This is a genomic window from Ralstonia sp. SET104 (assembly GCF_003851545.1).
In the GTDB taxonomy this organism is placed as follows: Bacteria; Pseudomonadota; Gammaproteobacteria; order Burkholderiales; family Burkholderiaceae; genus Ralstonia.
Genome location: NZ_BHVX01000005.1, coordinates 80,474 through 99,216 on the forward strand (window position 1 = coordinate 80,474; position 18,743 = coordinate 99,216).

The 18,743-nt window shown below is 63.8% G+C and carries 18 protein-coding genes and 1 pseudogene; 7 read left to right on the top strand and 12 right to left on the bottom strand.

All coding sequences use genetic code 11. From position 1 onward, the window contains the following. Positions 1 to 3: 3 nt before the first annotated feature. Genes PSUB009319_RS08280 through PSUB009319_RS08295 form a run of 4 tightly spaced genes read right to left on the bottom strand, consistent with a single transcriptional unit; the run spans position 4 to position 3,849 of the window. On the bottom strand, positions 4 to 690 hold the full coding sequence (locus tag PSUB009319_RS08280; RefSeq protein WP_124381760.1) for a membrane integrity-associated transporter subunit PqiC: 687 nt from the start codon (positions 688 to 690) through the stop codon (positions 4 to 6). Continuing rightward, positions 687 to 2,330: an intermembrane transport protein PqiB gene (locus tag PSUB009319_RS08285; protein WP_124381761.1), complete on the bottom strand. Its 1,644-nt coding sequence runs from the start codon at positions 2,328 to 2,330 to the stop codon at positions 687 to 689. Before PSUB009319_RS08285 ends, PSUB009319_RS08280 begins: the two co-directional genes overlap by 4 nt. Beyond that, a complete protein-coding gene (locus PSUB009319_RS08290) occupies positions 2,327 to 3,064 on the bottom strand; it encodes a paraquat-inducible protein A (protein WP_124381762.1) in 738 nt (245 codons plus the stop codon). The genes PSUB009319_RS08285 and PSUB009319_RS08290 overlap by 4 nt, the downstream gene beginning before the upstream one ends. Beyond that, entirely contained in the window at positions 3,061 to 3,849 is a 789-nt protein-coding gene (locus PSUB009319_RS08295; RefSeq protein WP_124381934.1) for a paraquat-inducible protein A, read from the bottom strand. The genes PSUB009319_RS08290 and PSUB009319_RS08295 overlap by 4 nt, the downstream gene beginning before the upstream one ends. Before the next feature lie 253 nt (positions 3,850 to 4,102). On the opposite strand from PSUB009319_RS08295, the gene PSUB009319_RS08300 reads away from it, so the two are divergent. Next, the gene (locus tag PSUB009319_RS08300) at positions 4,103 to 4,621 is read left to right on the top strand and encodes a hypothetical protein (protein ID WP_124381763.1); all 519 of its coding nucleotides are present in this window, start codon (positions 4,103 to 4,105) and stop codon (positions 4,619 to 4,621) included. Here PSUB009319_RS08300 and fghA read toward each other — a convergent pair. Next, positions 4,618 to 5,481, bottom strand: coding sequence for an S-formylglutathione hydrolase (gene fghA / locus PSUB009319_RS08305; protein WP_124381764.1), 864 nt, complete (start codon positions 5,479 to 5,481; stop codon positions 4,618 to 4,620). The two genes, PSUB009319_RS08300 and fghA, sit on opposite strands and share 4 nt — an antisense overlap. A 22-nt stretch (positions 5,482 to 5,503) precedes the next feature. Then, a complete protein-coding gene (locus PSUB009319_RS08310) occupies positions 5,504 to 6,610 on the bottom strand; it encodes an S-(hydroxymethyl)glutathione dehydrogenase/class III alcohol dehydrogenase (protein WP_124381765.1) in 1,107 nt (368 codons plus the stop codon). Positions 6,611 to 6,838: 228 nt separating this feature from the next. Here PSUB009319_RS08310 and PSUB009319_RS08315 point away from each other — a divergent pair, with 228 nt between their 5' ends. Next, entirely contained in the window at positions 6,839 to 8,641 is a 1,803-nt protein-coding gene (locus PSUB009319_RS08315) for a methyl-accepting chemotaxis protein (protein ID WP_124381766.1), read from the top strand. A 10-nt stretch (positions 8,642 to 8,651) separates the two neighbouring features. On the opposite strand, the gene PSUB009319_RS08320 is transcribed toward PSUB009319_RS08315, so the two are convergent. Further along, on the bottom strand, positions 8,652 to 9,311 hold the full coding sequence (locus PSUB009319_RS08320; protein WP_124381767.1) for a glutathione S-transferase family protein: 660 nt from the start codon (positions 9,309 to 9,311) through the stop codon (positions 8,652 to 8,654). Between the two features lie 138 nt (positions 9,312 to 9,449). Further along, the gene (locus PSUB009319_RS08325) at positions 9,450 to 11,207 is read right to left on the bottom strand and encodes a GGDEF domain-containing protein (protein WP_124381768.1); all 1,758 of its coding nucleotides are present in this window, start codon (positions 11,205 to 11,207) and stop codon (positions 9,450 to 9,452) included. Between PSUB009319_RS08325 and PSUB009319_RS08330 the strand changes: the two genes are divergently transcribed. After that, positions 11,188 to 11,433, top strand: a complete 246-nt coding sequence (locus PSUB009319_RS08330) for a hypothetical protein (protein WP_124381769.1) — start codon at positions 11,188 to 11,190, stop codon at positions 11,431 to 11,433. The genes PSUB009319_RS08325 and PSUB009319_RS08330 overlap by 20 nt on opposite strands. 136 nt (positions 11,434 to 11,569) lie before the next feature. Here the strand turns inward: PSUB009319_RS08330 and PSUB009319_RS08335 are convergent, their stop codons facing one another. Beyond that, a complete protein-coding gene (locus tag PSUB009319_RS08335; protein ID WP_124381935.1) occupies positions 11,570 to 11,851 on the bottom strand; it encodes an antibiotic biosynthesis monooxygenase in 282 nt (93 codons plus the stop codon). A gap of 247 nt (positions 11,852 to 12,098) precedes the next feature. On the opposite strand from PSUB009319_RS08335, the gene PSUB009319_RS08340 reads away from it, so the two are divergent. The 3 genes from PSUB009319_RS08340 to PSUB009319_RS08345 all read left to right on the top strand — a co-directional run bounded on the left by PSUB009319_RS08340 (position 12,099) and on the right by PSUB009319_RS08345 (position 15,288). Then, positions 12,099 to 13,148, top strand: a complete 1,050-nt coding sequence (locus tag PSUB009319_RS08340) for an AI-2E family transporter (RefSeq protein ID WP_124381770.1) — start codon at positions 12,099 to 12,101, stop codon at positions 13,146 to 13,148. A gap of 159 nt (positions 13,149 to 13,307) precedes the next feature. Continuing rightward, entirely contained in the window at positions 13,308 to 13,442 is a 135-nt protein-coding gene (locus tag PSUB009319_RS23205; protein ID WP_260392912.1) for a hypothetical protein, read from the top strand. A 259-nt stretch (positions 13,443 to 13,701) separates the two neighbouring features. Next, positions 13,702 to 15,288, top strand: coding sequence for an isocitrate lyase (locus tag PSUB009319_RS08345; protein ID WP_124381771.1), 1,587 nt, complete (start codon positions 13,702 to 13,704; stop codon positions 15,286 to 15,288). A gap of 221 nt (positions 15,289 to 15,509) precedes the next feature. Here the strand turns inward: PSUB009319_RS08345 and PSUB009319_RS08350 are convergent, their stop codons facing one another. The 3 genes and pseudogenes from PSUB009319_RS08350 to PSUB009319_RS08360 form a co-directional block, all read right to left on the bottom strand. After that, positions 15,510 to 15,854 (bottom strand): copper-binding protein, encoded by a 345-nt coding sequence (locus PSUB009319_RS08350; protein ID WP_124381772.1) that lies wholly within the window; start codon positions 15,852 to 15,854, stop codon positions 15,510 to 15,512. Beyond that, positions 15,851 to 16,042: pseudogene (locus PSUB009319_RS08355) on the bottom strand (efflux RND transporter permease subunit); the annotation flags it as partial. The gene PSUB009319_RS08350 and the pseudogene PSUB009319_RS08355, both read right to left, overlap by 4 nt. Before the next feature lie 22 nt (positions 16,043 to 16,064). Beyond that, positions 16,065 to 17,102 carry a LacI family DNA-binding transcriptional regulator gene (locus tag PSUB009319_RS08360; protein ID WP_124381773.1) on the bottom strand — a complete coding sequence of 346 codons (1,038 nt, stop codon included), beginning with the start codon at positions 17,100 to 17,102 and terminating at the stop codon, positions 16,065 to 16,067. Between the two features lie 232 nt (positions 17,103 to 17,334). Between PSUB009319_RS08360 and PSUB009319_RS08365 the strand changes: the two genes are divergently transcribed. Further along, complete coding sequence (locus PSUB009319_RS08365) at positions 17,335 to 18,693, top strand: MFS transporter (protein WP_124381774.1); 1,359 nt, start codon at positions 17,335 to 17,337, stop codon at positions 18,691 to 18,693. Positions 18,694 to 18,743: the final 50 nt, after the last annotated feature.

Below are 18,743 nucleotides of genomic sequence, written 5' to 3' on the forward strand. Positions count from 1 at the left end.
GGCTTACCGGCACCACGCCGGCACGGCGGCAGGCGATTCCAGCCCCTGCACGCTCTGCGCAATCTGTTGCGACCACAGTTGCACGAGACGCTGCGTGGACGACACCACCGCACTCACCCCTGTGTTTGCATCCGCACCTGCAGGTTGCGCACTTACCGGGAGCCCGAGCGTCGTCTGGCAGGTGAGGGCCGCAGGCGTTACAGGTGTCACGGGCGTTGCACCTTGCGTGGCCGGATCGCGCGATACGCGCCACGTCACCAGCGCTGTCACGCCCCGGCCGGGCCGCGCATCGTAGCTGCGCATTTCAGCGCCGATGCGGTAGAGCGGCACGCCCCCCGGGGCGGCGGCATTTCCCACGTCTACGGCAGACAGCGTTGTCGCCAGATTTGCGGATAGCGCATCGCGCAGTTCCGCACCGAACGGCGCGGCCCAGCGTTGATGCTCAAGTGCCACCACTTCGCTGTCAGACGTGCGCAGCACGATCTGTGGCTTATCCAGGCGGTCGGGCACACGCACACCCGAGAGGCGGAAGGCACGCTGGAAGCGGCCGGTGTCCGTTGCCTCGGGGCGTACCGACAGCGTATGCAGCGTCGGCTCCGGCGAGGCGCACGCTGCAACCAGAGCAGCCACAGCAGCGGCGCCCGCCAGGCGAAGAGAAGAAGACAGCATCGTCGTTTGCATCGGCATCATTGCGCGTCCTTTGCCTTGCCGCGGATCAGCGCTTCCGGGTGGCGGTCCAGATAGTCGGTCAGCACGCGCACAGATGCGGCGGCCTTGGCCACTTGTTCCAGCGTGTCGCGCGCGTTGCGCTGCAGCGGCGCGTCGTCTGAAAAGGCCTGGCGCGCAGAATCGAGCGTGCGGCGCGCTTCGGCCAGCGTTTCCTTCATCTGCGGCGCGAGATCGGTGTTGACGGTCTTGGCCAGTTGCTCGGTCTGCTTGAGCGTGGCATCGAGCGTGGTCAGCGTGCGGTGGACGTCCTGCCCGATCTGCTCGAACGGCACCTTGTTGAGCTTCTTGGCGATGCCGGCAATCTGCGCTTCGATGTCGTCGGTCGGGTTGTCGGCGGTCGGGAAGACGTATGTGCCGTCGTGATCGCGCAGACCGAAGCGCGGTGGTGTTTTCTCGCGGTCGGCCGGGTCGATGAAGTCGAGCTGCACGAACTGCTGGCCCGTCAGCAGGCTCGCGCTCTTCAACTGCGCGCGCATGCCGTTCTTGACCAGCACATCGAACTGGGCGCGGACGTCTTCCACCGCGTGCTGCGGGTTGTCTTCGCGGATGTCCATGCCGAAGCGCGTCGGGTACAGCGTGGCCGTTACCGGCAGCACGAACTCGTGGCGCTTCTTGCTGTAGTGGATGCTGATGGACTTGATCTCGCCCACGTTGATGCCCTTGAACTCCACCGGCGCGCCGACCGTGAGCCCACGCAGCGAGCGGTGGAAGTACATCACCACCGTTTGCGAGATGTGCTCGGGGTCCTTCAGCGCCATGGCTTCGTTGCGTACCAGCGGGAATTCGGCGTCGGAGGCCGCCGGATCATGATCGGCCTCTTCTGGCGTCTGGAAGGCGATGCCGCCCAGTACAACCGTCAGCAGCGATTGCGTGTCAACCTTCAGCCCGTTGGCATCGAGTTTCAAGTCAATGCCGCTGGCGTTCCAGAAGCGGGTGCCGCGCGCGATGAACTTGTCGAACGGCGCGTTCACGAAGATGTGCAGCGTCACGCCCTTGCCGTCGGCGTCGATGTCGTACGCGGTGACCTGGCCCACGCGCACGCGGCGGAAGTACACCGGCGAGCCGATGTCGAGCGAGCCGATATCGGGCGCGTGCAGCTTGTACTGCTTGCCCGGCGCATCGGAGGAAATGGCTGGCGGCGTATCCAGGCCCTTGAAGGTGGATTTCTTCTCTTGCGAGCGGCCGCCGTCCACGCCAATGTAGGCCCCCGAGAGCAGCGTGCCCAGCCCCGAGATGCTGCCTGCCGCCACGCGGGGGCGCACCACCCAGAAGCGCGTATCGGACGCCGCGAAGGCCTTGCCATCGTGCGTGAGTTCGATCAGCACCACGGCGCCCGAGCGGTCTTCCGTGAGGCCCACGGCCTTGACTACGCCAATATCGACACTCTTGTACTTCACGCGTGTCTTGTCCGCTTCGATCCCCTCGGCCGAGCTGAAGGTGACGCTCACCTGCGCGCCGCGCGCCAGGATCACGCGCGCCATGAGCGTGGCACCCACCGCGAGCGCCACGATCGGCACGAGCCAGATCAGCGAGGGCAGCCAGCGTTTGCGCTTCGTGCGGCGCGGCGCTGGGACGTTTTCTTTATCAACGGGGTCGGTCATGCGTCAGTCTCTTCGGGGTCGGGCTCGTCGATGACGTCCCAGATCAGGCGGGGATCAAAACAGCGGGCGGCGAACATGGTCAGCACCACCACGGCGGCAAACGGGCCGACACCGGGGCCAGGTTTGATGACGGCCAGCGTTGAAAGATGCACAAGACCTGCCAGCAGCGTCACCACAAATACATCGAGCATTGACCATCGGCCGATGATCTCGACCAGCACATACATGCGCGTGCGCAGGCGCGGTTTCCAGCGCCAGCGCTGCTGCACCGACAGGCACAGCACCGCCAGGATGCCGAGCTTGGCCAGTGGCACCAGAAAGCTGGCAATGAACACGATGATGGCCAGGTGCCACGAGCCCGACGTCCACAGGTAGACAATGCCGCTCATGATGGTGTCTTGTTGCGTGCCGAGCAGCGTGTCGGTAATCATCACGGGCAGCAGGTTGGCGGGCAGGTACATGGCCGCCGCCGCAATCAGCAGTGCCCAGCAGCGCGCCAGGCTGTCGGGTTTGCGTACGTGCACGGGCGACATGCAGCGCGGGCAGACCGGCGCAGCGGTGGTGTCGTCGGGCGCATCTTCGTGCGCGAGCACCGCTTGCGTGGCGGCTTTGGCCTGGGGCATGCGCGCCAGCAGGCCGCAGCGCTCGCAGGTCACCAGGCCGCGTGCGGCGGCCCGCAGCGGGCGGGCCTGTTGATCCGGTTCGGCAGGTGCGGAGGTGGCGGCGCTGTTCATGAGCGGTCCTCGCCGGGGCGGGCGGCGGTGTCCATGCCGGTGGGCGCGTCGACTTGTGAGCCCGGCGGCAGCGTCAATCCGATCTCGCGCCAGAACGGGCGCAGGTCGATCGACAGTGCCACCGTCAGGAACACCGTGAGCGCGGCAAATGCCCACAGGCCCGCATCGGCCTCGAGCGATACCATGCGCGCCACCTTGATCAGCGCCACCACCACGCCCAGCATGAAAATTTCGACCATGGCCCACGGGCGGATCAACGCCGCCGCGCGCAGCACGAGTGCAGCGGCCGGATGCTGTCGCCCGCGCAACCGCGCGATCAGCAGCGGCGCCAGCACCGACATGTACATCAGCGGGAAGAGCACCGTGGTGAGCGCCACCAGCACAGCGGCGAAAAGCATGCCGTAGTCGTACAGCGCCACGATGGCGCCCCACAGCGTGGTGGCGTGGCGGTTGCCGCCGCCGTCCATCTCGGCAATCGGAAAGATGTTGGCGACGATGTAGACGATGATGCCCGTCACCACCAGCGGCAGCAGCACCGAGAGCCGCTCGCTCTGGTTGCGGTACAGCTTGACGCCGCAGCGCGTGCAATGCGCCTCTTCATCGAGCGCGATGACCTCGTGCCGATGCAGGGTGTCGCAGTGCTCGCACGCAATCCAGGCATCGGGATCGCCTGGCAGGGGCTGCGCGACCGGGGCGGCCTGGGTGGCCTGGGTGGCGGGGGTGTCGCCCGCTGCGCGCCATGACCGCGGCAGCAGGAAGGGAAATTTCACGTTGAACAGCTCCATCGTCGGGCTGGCGGCATGGTCGCGGTGCAGGATACGCACACGACAGAGCACCGACAACCGGGCTGGCGATTATACATACACAGTTGAATGTATAGCTGAGTGCGGACACCCGCATTTTGACGCACGGGCTCAAGCAAATATCCCGCCATATACCCCCCCATATACCCTTCTTGACGCAGGGAACGAATCACGTGACGTCGGAACGGGCCTTGCTGCCTTGAGAGGGTACGTTTCAACTCTTAAGGAGTCATTGATGAAGTTTTTCCGCGCATCTTCTCTTGTGATCGCGCTGGCGCTGGCAGGCGGCGCTGGTGTGGCGCACGCCCAGTCGGGCGCCGCCAGATCAAATAGCACGGCCGATGGCGGCGCCATGCCGCCAGCCGGTGGAACCGCTGCCGGGGCCGCCGCCACGGGGTCGACTGCCACCGACGCCAGCGCCAACGGCGGCCGCGACGCCTCGCGCAATCGCAACGCTGCCGGCACGCAGCCGCGTTCACGGAGCACGTCGCCTTCGAACAGCGGGTCGGGCGGCAACGCGAATGATTCGACCGGAACGGTCATGCCCTCGTCGCCCAGCGGAAACGCCATGGGGCCGGGATCGGGCAGTCCTGGTGTGGGTGCGCCGGGCACGGGCACGCCGGGCGCACCGGGCGCAGGCGGTATGGTTGGCGCACCGGGTGGCGGCGGTAACGGAGCCGGCGCCGCAGGTGTGGGCGGCGCCGGTAGTGCTGGGGGCGCGGCCGGTGGCAGCGCAGGCGCAGGCAGCCGCTAGCGCAGTTGTGCTGCGTGGTGCAGCAGGTGGTCTTCGATGAAGGCCTGGATAAAGTAGTAGCCGTGGTCGTAGCCCGGGTGGCGGCGCAGTCGCAACGGCTGCCCGGCTGCGGCGCACGCGGCGGCAAAGTCGTCCGGATACAGCTGCTCGGCCAGGAATTTGTCGGCCTCGCCCTGATCGATGAGAATGCCGTCCGGGAACGGGCACTGCGCCTGCCGCATCAGTTGCGTGGCGTCGTGCGCGGCCCACGCGGAGCGATCGTCACCGAGATACCCCGTGAACGCCTTGATGCCCCACGGGCAGACAGACGGATGCGCGATGGGCGCAAACGCTGAGACTGAAGCGAAGCGCTCCCGGTGGCGCAGCGCCAGCGTCAACGCGCCGTGGCCGCCCATCGAGTGCCCGAAGATGCCGATGCGCCCGGCGGCCACTGGAAAGGCCACCCGCGCGATGTGATGCAGCTCATCGGCGATATAGCTCTCCATACGGTAGTGCTCGCGCCATGGCGCCTGCGTGGCGTCCAGGTAGAAACCGGCAGCGATGCCGAAATCCCAGTTGTCGGTTTCGCCGGGGATGTTGGCGTCGCGCGGGCTGGTGTCGGGCGCAATCAGGATCAGGCCCTCGCGCGCTGCCACGCGTTGCGCGCCGGCCTTGATGGCGAAGGTCTCTTCCGTGCAGGTCAATCCGGCCAGATAAAAGAGCGCAGGGCAGCGTGTGCCCGCCAACGCCTGCGGCGGCAGGAAGACCGAGAAGCGCATCGGCAGCCCGATCGCTGTCGAGGCATGCCGATAAAAGCGCTGCACGCCGCCAAAGCAGGCGTGTTCAGAAGTCAGTTCAAGTGCCGGTACCGGGATCGTCATTGCGTGGCTCCATCTTCCAGGATCAGTACAGCACGACCGAGCGGATCGACTCGCCGCGCTTCATCAGGTCGAAGCCCTCGTTGATACGCTCCAGCGGCAGCGTGTGCGTGATGAGGTCGTCGATGTTGAGCTTGCCCTCCATGTACCAGTCGACGATCTTCGGCACATCGGTGCGGCCGCGTGCGCCACCGAAAGCCGAACCCTTCCACTCGCGCCCGGTGACGAGCTGGAACGGGCGCGTGCTGATCTCCGCGCCGGCTTCGGCCACGCCGATGATGATCGACTGGCCCCAGCCCTTGTGGGTGCACTCCAGCGCCTGACGCATGACTTTCGTGTTGCCGATGCATTCGAACGAGTAGTCCGCGCCGCCATCGGTGAGCTGCACGATGTGGTCGACCACATTGTCGACATCGTTCGGGTTGATGAAGTGCGTCATGCCGAATTTGCGCGCCATGGCTTCGCGCGCAGGGTTCAGATCGACGCCGATGATCTTGTCGGCGCCGACCATCTTGGCACCCTGGATCACGTTCAGGCCGATGCCGCCCAAGCCGAACACCACCACGTTGGCGCCGGGTTCCACCTTGGCCGTGTAGACCACCGCGCCCACGCCGGTCGTGACGCCGCAGCCGATGTAGCAGACCTTGTCGAACGGTGCATCCGGGCGGATCTTGGCCAGCGCAATTTCCGGCACCACGATGTGGTTGGCAAACGTGGATGTGCCCATGTAGTGGAACAGCGGTTTGCCGTCGAGCGAGAAGCGCGAGGTGCCGTCCGGCATCAGCCCCTTGCCTTGCGTGGCGCGGATTGCCTGGCACAGGTTGGTCTTGCGCGACAGGCAGAACTTGCACTGGCGGCATTCGGGCGTGTACAGCGGGATCACGTGGTCGCCAGCCTTGAGCGACGTTACACCCGCGCCCACTTCCAGCACCACGCCCGCACCCTCATGGCCGAGGATCGCCGGGAAGATGCCCTCCGGGTCCGCACCCGAGAGCGTGTAGTAATCGGTATGGCAGATGCCGGTGGCTTTGATCTCGACCAGCACCTCGCCGGCGCGCGGGCCTTGCAAGTCGACTTCTTCCACGGTGAGAGGCGCACCGGCTTTCCAGGCGATGGCGGCTTTGGTTTTCATGCGCATTCCTTTTTTTCAAGTGGAGCCTGCCCGACATGAGCAGCGTAGCGACCGGCGATTGTAGAGGTTACCTGCCACGGCAACCCGACATCGCCGTGAAGCGAAAACGATATCAGCCTTAAGAATTTCTTATGACGGCCGTTTCTTGTGCCACGGCAGGCCGACAGGGCCGAGTGCCGCATGCCTTACATGGCGGAACCGCCGCCGTGGGCTTTAGGAAACGATACTGTGCTTGCATCCATCCGTACTCGCATTTTGCTAACCTGCGTTGCCATCGTGGTCGGCGCATTGACCTTCGCTGGTGGCCTGAACTATCTCGTCACCCGTTCGTATAACGAGGAGTCGACCCGCCAGAGCATGCAAGCCATTGTGCGTGGCCGGGTTTCGACCATTGACGAATGGGTGGCCGCCAAGACACAGATGGTCGTGTCGCTGCAGGACGTAGCGCTTTCTGCGGATCCCGTGCCCGTGTTCAAGGCCGTGCATCAGGCCGGCGGTTTCATCAACATCTATGTCGGCTTTCCCGATAAGTCGTACAAATTCTCGAACCCGGACGGCATTCCCAGCACCTATGACCCGACGGCACGCCCCTGGTACAAGCAGGCCGTGGACGCCGGCAAGCCGGTCGTGACGCCGCCGTACGTGAGCGCCAGCACCGGCAAACTGGTGGTGACGTTTGCGGTGCCCATCCTGCAGGATGGCAGCCTCAAGGGCGTGATCGGCGGCGATGTGGCGATGGACAGCGTGATCGCCAACGTCAAGGCCATCCATCCGACGCCGGCCAGCTTCGGTTTCCTCGTTAACGCGGCCGGCAAGATCGTCGCGCATTCAAATGACAAGCTCACGCTCAAGCCTGCAACTGACCTGTCTGCCGGGCTGAATGAAAGCACGCTGGTTGCGGTGGGTCAGGCTGACAAGCTGACGGAAGTGACCATCGACGGCGCCCCCAAGCTGCTCTGGCGTCAGAGCGTGACGGGCACCGACTGGGGCCTTATCGTGGCGCTGGACAAGACTGACGCCACCGCGGGCATGCGTTCACTGGTGATGACCTCTGCCGGTGCGCTGGTGGGCGTGGCCATCGTGGCTGCGCTGATCGTGGGTGCAATGACCTCGCGCGCATTCCGCCGCCTGTCGACGATCCGCGATGCGATGGACGACATCGGTTCGGGCAGCGGTGACCTCACCAAGCGTCTGCCGTCGGACGGCGAAGACGAAGTCGCGCAGATCGCCCGCTCGTTCAACACCTTTGCCGACAAGCTCACAACAGTGATGCAGCAGATCCGACTGGGTAGCGACTCGGTGCGCTCGGCCGCGCAGGAGATTGCTGCAGGCAATGCTGACCTCTCGCAACGCACGGAAGAGCAGGCCAGCTCGCTGGAAGAAACCGCGTCGAGCATGGAAGAACTCACAAGCATCGTGAAGCAGAACGCCGACAACGCGCGTCAGGCCAGCACGCTGGCGGTGACGGCATCGGACGTGGCCACGCGCGGCGGCAACGTGGTCGGCCAGGTCGTACAGACCATGGGCGGCATCAACGAAAGCAGCAAGAAGATTGCAGACATCATCGGCGTGATCGAAAGCATCGCGTTTCAGACCAACATCCTGGCGCTGAACGCTGCGGTGGAAGCCGCACGCGCCGGTGAACAAGGCCGCGGCTTTGCCGTGGTGGCCAGCGAAGTACGCAGCCTGGCGCAGCGCTCAGCCGGTGCCGCGAAGGAAATCAAGGCGCTGATCAGCGACTCGGTGGATCGCGTGAGCAACGGCACGGCGCTGGTTGATCAGGCCGGTGTGACGATGGCCGAAATCGTGGATGCGGTAAAGCGCGTGACCGACATCATGGGCGAGATTTCGTCTGCGTCGGAAGAGCAGAGCAGCGGCATCGAGCAGGTTAACCAGGCCGTCAACCAGATGGATCAGGTCACGCAGCAGAACGCCGCGCTGGTGGAGCAGGCGGCTGCCGCCGCGGAATCGCTTGAGGAACAGGCCCACAACCTCAACGAGGCGGTGGGGCAGTTCCGCCTGTCGCATTAAGCAACAAGCGTTACTGGGCCGGGGCACTTGCTGCCTTGGCCTTGTCCTGTTCTTGCGCAAGCGCGAGGTCGGCCGCTTGGGCGCGTTGCATGGCCGGGCGCGCCGTTACGCGGTCAATGTACCCACGCACCAGCGGCGTTTCAGGGATGAGCTTGAACGTCGTCGTCCAGCCCAGCGCCGCACCCCACAGCACATCGGCCGCTGTAAAGCGTTCGCCCAGCAGGTAAGGGCCTTTCTCCAGTTGCGCCGTCAGCGCGCCCAGCATGGTGTCAAAGTTGCCATACGGCGAGAGCGAATACGCGGCCGGTTCGCGCTTCATTGAGCGATCCACAATGGCTGGCTCGAAGCACGCGCCGTAAAACGCCATCCAGCGTAGATACGCGCCACGCAGCGGATCGCCCACTGCCGGTGACAGCCCGGCTTCCGGATACAGCTCTGCCGCATACAGATACACCGCCACTTGCTCGGTGATGACTTCATCGCCATGGCGCAGTGCCGGTACCTTGCCCAGTGGGTTGATGGCGAGAAACTCTGGCGTCTTGTGCTGCCCCGCGCTCAGGTCAAAGGCGTGCAGCGCATAGTCGGCGCCGAGTTCTTCGAGCAGCATGCGCACCCCCCGCGAGCGGCTGCGTGGCGAGTGGTAGAGGGTCAGGTGGCGGTCTTGCGGCATCGTCGGCTCCCGCGTGTGATGGAGTGGGTGGATGAGAGCTTGCCACGCTAGGCTTGCGAGCAGCCCGTGTCGCAGAAAAAACGCTGCGGCGGTGCAGCATCGCGGCATGGTTGCTGCCCATTTCCCGTGCGGCACGCTTCAGCCGGCCACAGCCGACCGATCCGACGATGCCGACGGCGGATCCGTCATCACGCAGTTGCGCCCCGCGAGCTTGGCGGCATAGAGCAGATGGTCAGCCCGCCGCAATAGCGATTCCAGCTCGGGGCCATCCGCTGCGCGCGCTATCGCCACCCCAAAGCTGGCCGTCATGCGGCAGGACAGGTCGGTGCCGGTTGGTACCGTGACCTCGGCAATGCGATGGCGCAAATGCTCGGCTAGCGCACGCGCCTGCGCCAGGCTGTCTGCCCACACCATCACCGCAAATTCCTCCCCGCCGATGCGCGCCACCATGTCGGCGGATGGGCCTTCAGCGCGGCACAGGCCGGCAACGGTGCGCAGCGCCTCATCCCCCGCGGCATGGCCGTACGTATCGTTGATGCGCTTGAAGTGGTCGATGTCGAACATGACGAGCGCGATGAGCGGCGCCTTGGGCTGCGGCGACTTGCACATCGCCTCGGCGCGGTCTTCAAAGGCACGGCGGTTGAGCAGTTGGGTGAGCGGGTCGGTTTCGGCCATGCGCGCGAGCTCCCGCATCAGGTGCGCGCGCTCAAGCTCCAGCCTGCGGCGCTCGATGCTGTTGATGCGCAGCACGCGGATCGCCTCAAACATCGCGCGGATCTCGCGCCGCGCAAAGCCGGTCGGGATGTGCATGCTCAGGTTGCCACGCGCAATTCCGTCGATCAGCCGCGTGGCTTTGGCGAACGGCCCCACCACGTTGCGGCGGAACGAAATCGTCATCCATGCCAGCGCACCCAGCACCGACAGCACCGCTGCGGCCGAACCGATGAGGACGAGCAGCATGGCGCGCCGGTGCTCGCGGATGTCGTCATCTGCCAGGCGCAGCACGTTGTCACGGAAATCCGTGATGGCGCGCATGGTCGGCACGTAGCGTTCGGCGAATGCGGCGGGGCTGATATCGACGCCGCCGGGCTGGCTGGCGCTGGCGCGCACGGCAGCCACGTAGCGCAGCCCATCGCTGAAATACAACGTGCCGAGCGCGGCCAAGGCCTGCCGGTTCAGGGCCGAATGCGCGCCCACGCGAGCCTCGATCATGCTGCGCAATTGGTCGATGCGACCGTGCGTGCGTTCGATGGTGAGCTGCTCTTCAAACGTGAGCGTGCGGTGCATGGCCAACGCACCGGTAAAGCGAGAGCCGAGCTGGCCGGCGTATTCACGCAGATCGGCTGCCAGCCGCGCCAGCGTGAGGTAATTGAGCACGTCGGAGTCGCCACGCGTGATGTTGGCGGTGCGCGCATTGACGATGGGCAGGAATTCGGGGATGACCGCGATCATGCGGTTCACGCCATCGGCCAGATCGTCGCTGCTGCGTGAGCGCAGGGGCAGGGCGGTCAGCCGGTCAATGTTGGCGCGAGCCGCGGCGAGGTGGGTCTGGGCGCGCCGCGCCGCGTCAAGGTCGGCTTCGCAGCCAGGGCAGGGCTCTGGGCCCAGGGCATTGAGTAACTGGGCGACGTGTTCGTCGCTGGTGGCACGCATGCGCTGGAGGGCGGCGTGGCGTTCGGCCGGCACCGGCAGGTCTTCACCCAGCAGGCCGTTGGTCGGACCGCGTTCGGCCGAGACCTTCTCCATGGCCAGCAGCGTTATGCGCAGCGCCCGCACGCTGCGAGCGGCGTCGTCGGCGCGGCCGTAGGCCAGCCATGCGTAGCCCAGCAGCCAGCACGACAACGACAACACCGGAACGAGGACGATAGCGACGCTGATGCCGAAGCGCCTGTCCATCGACGTTTCAGAAGACATGAACGGAGTGGTGGGGCGTCTGGCGGGCGGTTGGGCTGGAGCCGTGGGGGCGGTTGCGAACGAGTTGCGAACGGATTGCAAAGGCGCCCGCGCCAGTTGCCGCGTGCTGCCGATATTCCCAGCTAACGGCAGCATCGGGGGCATCTTTACCGTGCCATTGGACCCGGCCCTCAAGGGCGGACTGCAAACAAATGCAAAAGAAGTCTGATGGGGTGCTCAGGCCGCAGGGCCGAGCCGGCAGATGAGGCGGCCGCCGTGGCATGGCACGAGATGTGGATACGCCGATCGTGCATTGCAGCGTGCATCTCGTGCCTGTGAGGGCGCGAACGCGTCGGGCGGGCCGATTACTTTACGGCCACCTCCGAGTGCACCACTTCCGGCGCCTTGGCGAAGAACGGCCCCACCAGCTTGCGCCATTCCTGGAAATCGTCGGACTCCCGAAAGCTGACCATATGGTCTTGCACGGTGTTCCAGCGCACGAGCAGCACGTAGCTGGTGTCGCGCTCGACGATGTGATGCAGTTCGGCGCCGTGGCAGCCTTTGGCGCGCGCAAACAGCGGCAGGGCTTGCTGGACAGCGGCTTCAAACTCGCCCTGCTTGCCGGCAAGAATTTCGATGTGGGCCATTTCAAATACCACGTTGTGCTCCGTTTGGTTGGATGGGGTGACAAGACTATAGTCGGCAATCATCGCCGCCATGACCCGGCCGCCATCGGGGTTGTTTGCCAGCGCGGGCGCCAACTTCTGGTTGGCTTGGGAAGCCCTGCCTGCCGCCCCTATGACAACGCCAGCCGCGCGGGCATACTCAGATTCCATTGCCTGGCCCGGATCCTGCTCAGGCTCTTCAGACGTCACCTTCAAGCGAAAGCAACCCATGGATCGCGGAAACGACCACCAGAAATTCTTCTACCTCCTGCTGTTCGTCGTTACGCTCGGGCTCTGCTGGATCCTCTCGCCGTTTTTTGGCGCGGTGTTCTGGGGCGTCATCCTGGCGATCCTGTTTCAGCCCGTGCAGCGCGTGCTGGTCGCCCGAATGGGCAAGCGGCACAATCTTGCCGCGCTCGCCACGCTCGCCTTGATCATTCTGATCGTGATCCTGCCGGTCATCTTTGTAGCGGCGACCATCGTGCAGGAAATCGGTGTTGCCTATCAGGAAATCCAGAACGCGCAGCCGAACTACTCCCGGTACCTTTCAGAAGCCGTTCACGCACTGCCGACGTGGGTGCAGCAACTGCTTGCCAAAGCGGGTCTGACCAACATTGCCGGCATTCAGAAGAGGCTGGCCGATGGCGCGGCACAGATCAGCCAGTTTGCCGCGGCGCAGGCGCTGAGCATCGGGCAGAACACGTTCCAGTTTGTCGTCGGCTTTGGCGTGATGCTTTACATGGTGTTCTTCCTGCTGCGCGATGGCGCCGAGATCGGCCGCCGTGTGCGCCGCGCGCTGCCGATGGACGAAGAGCACAAGCGCTTGCTGCTGAGCAAGTTCACGACAGTCGTGCGCGCCACCGTGAAGGGCAATATTGCGGTGGCGCTCGTGCAGGGTGCGCTCGGCGGGCTGATCTTCTGGTTCCTGGGCATTGACGGCGTGGTGCTGTGGGGCGCGCTCATGGCGTTTCTGTCGCTGTTGCCCGCGATTGGCGCGAGCCTCGTGTGGATTCCGGTCGCGCTCTACTTTCTGATGGTGGGCGCGATCTGGAAATGCGTGATCCTCGTTGCATTCTGCGGCGGCGTAATCGGCCTGGTCGACAACCTGTTGCGCCCGCTGCTCGTCGGTAAGGACACCAAGATGCCCGACTGGGTCGTGCTGATCTCCACGCTCGGCGGCATGGAGCTGTTCGGTATCACCGGCTTTGTGATCGGGCCGCTGGTCGCCGCGCTGTTCATGGCGAGTTGGGACATCTTTGCGCGCGGGCAGGGCGAATGAGGTGCCGCTTATAGCCGCTCGAAGCGCAAGCCAGCGTGGCGGGCGTGCAGCCACCTGGGCGCCCAGTCCGGGCTTCTTCCTTCATGCTGTCCGGCGTGGTCATAGGCAAACGGGCCGTGACATCCGCGGCGCTTCTTAAAACTCCTGCATGAGATCTGCGTGCTGCTGCCGCGCTACGAGCAGGACGACCTGTTTGCCCCTTCCAAAAAAAAGCTCAAGCGTCGGTTTCCCGAATCCGAGGTAACGCCCTATCGGGCAGGACAAGGCGCCTGCACACGCCGCCTCGAACACTGAAAGCGCGTTCCACATTACGAAATTCGTGCCGGATTTCTCTGGCATCGCCTTTCCGTTTCCTGAAAACACGTTCCGCATCGCAAAATTTGTTGGCTATCTCATTGATAAATAACAAAAAACTAACTCTTATGTCTTATATAAGACCTTGCTGCGACGCGTCAAAGGCGCCCTACAATGAATCCATGCTGCTCGCTTCGATATCCGTAGCTGCACACGCAACCGATTCTCCTCAAACGCGCTTTATTTCCAGGAAATTGACATGGCCCAGTATCAAGACGACATCAAGGCAGTTGCCGGTTTGAAAGAAACCCACGGCAGCGCATGGAACGCGATCAACCCCGAGTACGCTGCTCGCATGCGTGCGCAGAACAAGTTCAAGACGGGTCTGGACATCGCCAAGTACACCGCCAAGATCATGCGCGCAGACATGGCCGCCTACGATGCGGATCCGGCCAAGTACACGCAGTCGCTGGGTTGCTGGCACGGCTTCATCGGCCAGCAGAAGATGATCTCCATCAAGAAGCACTTCAACAGCACCGAGCGGCGCTATCTGTACCTGTCGGGCTGGATGGTCGCTGCGCTGCGCTCTGAGTTCGGCCCGCTGCCCGACCAGTCGATGCACGAAAAAACCTCCGTCAGCGCGCTGATCCGCGAGCTGTACACCTTCCTGCGCCAGGCCGATGCCCGTGAACTGGGCGGCCTGTTCCGCGAACTGGACGCTGCCAAAGACGCCGCTGCCAAGGCCGCCATCCAGCAAAAGATCGACAACCACGTCACACACGTTGTGCCCATCATTGCCGACATCGACGCGGGTTTCGGCAACGCTGAAGCCACGTACCTGCTGGCCAAGCAGTTCATCGAAGCCGGCGCGTGCTGCATCCAGATTGAAAACCAGGTGTCGGACGAGAAGCAGTGCGGCCACCAGGACGGCAAGGTCACCGTGCCGCACGAAGACTTCCTGGCGAAGATTCGCGCCATCCGCTACGCGTTTCTGGAACTGGGCGTGGACGACGGCATCATCGTGGCCCGTACCGACTCGCTGGGCGCCGGCCTGACCAAGCAGATCGCCGTGACCAACGCGCCGGGCGACCTGGGCGACCAATACAACGCATTCCTCGATTGCGAAGAACTGTCGGCCGACCAACTGGGCAACGGTGACCTCATCATCAAGCGCGATGGCAAGCTGCTGCGTCCGAAGCGCCTGCCGAGCAACCTGTTCCAGTTCCGCGCCGGCACGGGCGAAGCACGCTGCGTGCTGGATTGCATCACCTCGCTGCAGAACGGCGCCGACCTGCTGTGGATCGAAACCGAAAAGCCGCATATCGCTCAGATTGGCGGCATGGTGAGCGAGATCCGCAAGGTCATTCCGAACGCCAAGCTGGTGTACAACAACAGCCCGTCGTTCAACTGGACGCTGAACTTCCGCCAGCAGGTGTACGACGCGATGAAGGAAGCTGGCAAGGATGTGTCGGCCTATGAGCGCGGCCAACTGATGAGCACGGAGTACGACGACTCCGAACTGGCAAAGCTCGCCGACGAGAAGATTCGCACCTTCCAGGCCGACGCATCGCGCGAAGCCGGTATCTTCCATCACCTGATCACGCTGCCGACGTACCACACCGCCGCACTGTCGACCGACAATCTGGCCAAGGAATACTTCGGTGACCAAGGCATGCTGGGTTACGTGGCTGGCGTGCAGCGCAAGGAAATCCGTCAGGGCATCGCTTGCGTCAAGCACCAGAACATGTCGGGCTCGGACATCGGCGACGACCACAAGGAATACTTCAGCGGCGAGGCAGCGTTGAAGGCAGCGGGTAAGGACAACACCATGAATCAGTTCCACTGATATTGGTCGTATCCAAAGCAAAACGCCAACCCACTGTGTGTGCGGGTTGGCGTTTTTTTTCTGCCGGCGAGCTGGCTAGCGAGGTGTCATGGTCACTCGACCGACCGGCTCCCGGGGCGATTCATAACCGCCCTTTTTTTACAGTGTTTGATAAGTTTTTTGCCTGTCTAAGCTCGAAGCACAGTTACTGACAGAGAGCTTGGCTGCCAAGCCTCTACCCGTTACTGGCGGTGCAATTCCACCACAGTGGGTTGACCATTGACCCTATCAAAGACCGCCATCACCTTGTCTCCCTCCTTGAAGTTTTTGAGCGAAGCCTTGTCCTTGACCGTGAATGTCATCGTCATGGCCCCCATGCCGAGGTTGTCGATGTCGCCGTGCTTGAGCGTGATCTTGCCGGTATCGGGGTAGACCTTGCGGACTTCCGCTGCGACAGGCTTGGGGGCCTGCCTGGACTGTCCGGCTTGAGCAGCCGGCTTCATGTCCATGCCTTCCATGGTGGCCGCGAATGCCGCCGAAGCGCCCGTCAGAGCGAGGGTGAAGATCAGAGCAGATGCGTGCTTCATCGTGAAACCTCGTGTTGGGAGTGAGAGGGAGTCGGGGACGGGGAAGATGTGCCGCGCCTGCGCAACAGCAGGTACACGGCGGGAACAACAAACAGAGAAAGCAGCGGCGCGGTCACCATGCCGCCGACCATGGGTGCGGCGATGCGCTGCATGACTTCGGGGCCGGTGGCGTGCGACCACATAATTGGGAATCAGCTGTCGAAGGCGGCCTTAGGCGCTCTTCCGATCGATGATGGTGAACCCCGTATCGATGCGCAGCAACGTATCGTTTGACCCTGTCCCGAAACGCTCAAGCAACGCCTCTGCAGTCCGCTTTCCGATATTGGCGCCACCCACCTTGACCGTAGACAGTGCGGGGTGCAGTTGTGCCGCCATGCTCAAGTCGCCAAAGCCCATGACGGCAAGGTCGCGCGGCACATGCATGCCTCGGCTGGCGGCTTCCATCAGCACCCCTTCAGCCAGCGTGTCGGAGCTGCAGACGATAATGTCGGGCCTGGCGCTATCGAGCATGCGCGCGAGCCCGCGTCGGCCGCCTTCCAGCGTGGCCGGCGCAGGCAACACCTCGAATGCGCATTCGCCGATGCCCTGCCGCGCGAGTTCTGCCCTGAAGCTCTCGCAACGCCGCAAGCCGCGAGGGTCGTTGACCGAGACCACACCAAAGCGCCGATAGCCCTTCTCTAGCAGATGGCGCGCCACGTCGTGGCCCACCTGCTCGTGTGAGAAACCGATGACCATGTCGATCGGCTTGTCGGTCAAGTCCCAGATTTCGACCACGGGGATGTTCGCCTTGGTCAGGCGCTCGATGGTGGCGTCGGTGTGGTCCGTCCCTGCCAGCACGATGGCGTCGGGGCGCCGCCCCAGTAACGCCTCCACCAGCGCTTCTTCGCGACTGGCCGAGTAGCCCGTCAAGCCGATGAGAGTCTGATAGTTGGCCACCGACAAGCCATCCATCAACGCCTGGACCGTCTCGGCAAAGATCGAACTGGCGATGGTTGGCAGCAGCACTGCCACCAACCGGCTTTTGCTGCTGGCCAGGCTGCCGGCAAGCATGTTCGGCACGTACCCCGTCGTACGCACGGCCGCCAGCACCTTCTTCTGCGTTTCTTCCCGCACCAGCTCGGGTCGATTGAGCGCCCGCGAAACCGTCATGGGCGCGACGCCGGCCACCCGGGCCACGTCGATGAGCGTCACGCTCGCGGCGCCATTTCCGAGCGCATCCGGGGTGCGGCTTTTCAGTTTTCGAACCATGTGTGCTCTCTGCGTTGTCGGTGCAGTTTCAGTGCCAGTGGCGCAAGCGGTTCCAGCGCCACAGCAGGGTAAACGAGAGTGATTGCGCAATCAATTTGGCTTGAATGATTGCGCAATCATCTAATAATAGCCTCCATCGGGGCTGACGGCTTCACTCTCGTCCGCGCCCCATCGCCAGCAAAAGAGCCCGTCCAATCGCAGAAGGGGCCATGGCACAACACCGGAGACCTGCATGCCCACGTCACCTCAGTCCACACACCCAACCCGGGTGCGATGGTTCATCTTGACGATGATCTTCATCGTGACGGTATTCAACTACGTAGACCGCGCCACGCTCTCGATTGCCGCACCGAGAATGCGCCACGACCTCGGCTTCGATGCGTTGACCATGGGCATCGCGTTTTCGGCTTTCGGGTGGGCCTACACGGCCATGCAGATTCCCGGCGGGCTGATCCTCGACCGTTTTGGTGCGCGTGTGGTGCTCGGGGTCAGCCTCATCGGATGGTCTGTACTGACCTTCTTGCAAGGCTACGTGCATCTGTTTGCGGCGTCGGCGTTTGTCGTGCTGTTTGTGCTGCGCTTTCTGATGGGCGTGGCGGAGTCGCCCGCCTTTCCGTGCAACAGCCGGCTGACTGTGATGTGGTTCCCCAGCCAGGAGCGCGGGCTGGCGACATCGGTGTTCCAGTCGGCGCAGTACTTCGCGCTGGCCGTGTTCACACCGGTCATGACGTTCACCGTCAGCCAGTGGGGGTGGCACTACGTGTTCTTCACCACGGGCGCCGTTGGCGTACTGATTGGCCTGGCGTGGCTGCACGCGGTACGTGAGCCGTCCCAGCATCGCCGCGTAAATGCGGCAGAGCTCGAATACATCTCCGCCGGCGGCGGCCTGCCGACCATGGCCGATGGCCCAAGTCCGTTCAGCTGGCGCCAGGTCAAGGCTATCTCGGCAAACCGCATGATGGCCGGCATCTACATCGGCCAGTTCTGCCTGACCTCCATCACGTGGTTCTTCCTGACGTGGTTCCCGACCTATCTGATCGAGGCCAAGGGCATGTCGATTCTGAAGGTGGGCCTGGTGGCGGCTATCCCGGCCGTGGCCGGTTGCGTGGGTGGGCTTATTGGCGGCCTGTGGTCCGACTGGATGCTCAAGCGCGGCCTCAGCCTGACGGCCGCGCGCAAGGTGCCGATCATCACGGGTCTGGCTCTCTCCAGCAGCATCGTCATCGCCAACTATGTGCAGTCAACCGCCGTCGTGGTGCTGGTGATGTCAATCGCGTTCTTTGCCAAGGGCATCGGCAATCTCGGCTGGTGCATCGTGGGCGATGTTTCACCAAGAAAGGCCATGGGCATCAGCGGCGGCATCTTCAACCTGTGCGGCAACCTCGCCAGCATCGTCACACCACTGGCCATCGGCTGGATGATCAAGCAGACCGGCTCGTTCGAGGCGGCGCTCACCTACGTTGCGGGCGTCGCGCTGCTTGGCGCGTGCTCTTACCTGCTGATTGTCGGCAAGCTCGAGCGCTTGCCCTCGGAGCCTGCATCCGATGCTGGTCCGATCTCATCACAAGCACCGGCCGAGTCGTTGTCCTGAAGGCAATGCACGACCACATCGCTCCCTTTCGTTTTTACTAAGCAGCCCAC